Below are 1,818 nucleotides of genomic sequence, written 5' to 3'. Positions count from 1 at the left end.
TACGCCCCGGGGCCGTGCCGTTGCGTCAGCCTGGGGAAATTTCAGCCGCCCCTTTTGAGGAGTATTCATCCGGCGCTGACACCTCTCCCCCAACTCAGGAGGGGAACCATGAGGACAGCGGTCTACGTGCGGGTTTCGACCTCGCGCCAAGCCCAGACCCAAACCATTGAGCAGCAACTCGAGCGGCTGCGCGCCCACGTCCAGGCGCACGGCGAGGAGCTCCCCAGCGCCGCCATCTTCCGAGACGACGGGTACAGCGGGGCGACGCTGAACCGGCCGGGGCTGGACCGGCTGCGCGATGCGGTGCGGGCCGGCGAGATCGGGGGGCTCCTGGTCACCGATCCCGATCGCTTGGCCCGCAATTACGTCCAACTGATGGTTCTGCTGGAGGAACTGGAGCGTTGCGGCTGTCGGGTCGAGTTTCTTGACCGGCCGATGGGGCGCGATCCGCAGGATCACCTGCTGTTGCAGATCCGGGGCGCCGTGGCGGAATACGAGCGCACCTTGATCGCCGAACGCATGCGACGGGGACGCCAGATGAAGCTGCGCGCCGGATGCCTGCTGCCGTGGACCCGAGCCCCCTACGGCTACCGTCTGGATCCCGACCGGCCGCGCGATCCAGCCGGCGTCACGGTCGAGCCGGCGGAGGCCGCCGTGGTCCGCGAGATGTTCTCCCGTTTCATCGAGGAGCACACCAGCCTGTTCAGCCTGGCCAAGCATCTGCGCGCCGTAGGCATCGCCTCGCCAACGGGCCGGCCGCAGTGGTCGCCGACGACGCTGCGGGGCCTGCTCACCAATCCCAGCTATACCGGCCAGGTCTTCGCCGGCCGCCGGCGCGCCCGTCCGCCCCGGGTCCGCCGGTCGGCCACCCATCCCATCGGCCGGCCGTCGAACTCGGCGGTCCCGGTTCCCACGGAGGAGTGGCTGCCGGTGGCGAGTGTTCCCGCCCTGATCAGTGCCGAGCTTTTCGAACAGGCCCAGGCCAAGCTCGCGCAGAACCAAGCCTTCGCCCGACGCCACAACACCCGACATGAGTACTTGCTGCGCGCCTTGGTGAGCTGCGGCGTCTGCCAGTCAAGTTGCGTGTGCCGCACGCTTCACTCGGAATACGGATATTACGTTTGTCGCGGCAAAGGCGATCCGATCACCAGCGGACGCACGGAGCCCTGCCCGGCGCGCTATGCCCCGGCCCGCCAGCTCGATGAGCTGGTCTGGCAGGACCTTTGCGCGCTGCTCACCGCGCCTGAGCAGGTTGCTCAAGCTCTCTCCCGGGCACATGGCGGAGGCTGGCTGCCGCAGGATCTCCAGGCGCGACGCGAGCAGCTGCGCCAAGGTCAGCGCGGGCTTGGGCAGCAGGTGGAGCGCCTCTCCTTGGTGCCGTCGCCGCGCACGCCGAGCGCCACGTGGACGGCCGTGTTGCGCACCAGCCCCTCGTCACGGATCTTGACCCGCAGCGCGTCGAAGAAGACCAGCGGGGACGCCGGCTCCAGCGGCCGGGCCTGCCAGGCGGCGATCTCCTCCAGCACGGCGTCGGTCACCGCGCTGATCAGGTCGGGCGACACCTCCACGCCGTACAGCGCGCGCAGATGCCCGACGATCTCCCGCACGCTCATGCCGCGGACGTACATCGAGATAATCTTGTCGTCAAAGCCGGGGAAGCGGCGCTGTGAGCCTCCTCCGAATCGGTGGACACCTTTGCCAAGCTCCCGTTGGGAGCGGAGAGGTGGAAGATGACGACACGGCGCATCTTCACGGACGAGTTCAAGCAAGAGGCGGTCGCCCTGCTGGAGAGCCGTGGCCGCCCCTTGGAGCACATCG

General features: G+C 68.6%; 2 pseudogenes. One reads left to right on the top strand and one right to left on the bottom strand.

What is annotated here, in order from left to right:
- Window positions 1-108 precede the first annotated feature (108 nt).
- Window positions 109-1,212 (top strand): annotated as a pseudogene (locus TSO221_RS36650) (recombinase family protein); the annotation flags it as partial.
- Between the two features lie 155 nt (window positions 1,213-1,367).
- Here the strand turns inward: TSO221_RS36650 and TSO221_RS36645 are convergent.
- Window positions 1,368-1,667, bottom strand: a pseudogene (locus TSO221_RS36645) (transposase); the annotation flags it as partial.
- Window positions 1,668-1,818: the final 151 nt, after the last annotated feature.

The sequence above is a fragment of the Azospirillum sp. TSO22-1 genome (assembly GCF_003116015.1).
GTDB lineage: Bacteria > Pseudomonadota > Alphaproteobacteria > Azospirillales > Azospirillaceae > Azospirillum.
The sequence above is the reverse complement of the archived record's forward strand: the minus strand, read 5'-3'. Positions and strand labels throughout refer to the sequence as shown.